The sequence below is a fragment of the Bacillus sp. GMs2/2 genome (genome assembly GCF_050172095.1).
In the GTDB taxonomy this organism is placed as follows: domain Bacteria; phylum Bacillota; class Bacilli; order Bacillales; family Bacillaceae_G; genus Bacillus_A; species Bacillus_A cereus.
Window position 1 is genome coordinate 1 of the sequence record NZ_JBNLYE010000807.1, and the last position, 227, is coordinate 227.

The window sequence follows — 227 nt, forward strand, 5'->3', positions numbered from 1 at the left end:
CAATGGATTGTAAGAAAAGAAGGTGCAGCTTCAGCTTATTGGGGCGATGTATGTGATGAAATTAAAGAAATGATTGATGAAGGTTTTACAACAATTGATCAAGGAATGTACAAACTTAGCGGATTTTTAGTTGTATGTAAAGCAATGTTTGAGTTAGGTCCTGAGTGGTTAGATAAGTACGTCCGTACATTTATGAAAGAAGTTGTAGCCGAAGAATTAGAAAGAGT

1 pseudogene is annotated in these 227 nt (G+C 35.2%); it reads left to right on the forward strand.

Annotation, left to right across the window (positions count from 1 at the left end):
* Positions 1-227 (forward strand): annotated as a pseudogene (locus ACQGS6_RS29630) (phage major capsid protein); the annotation flags it as partial.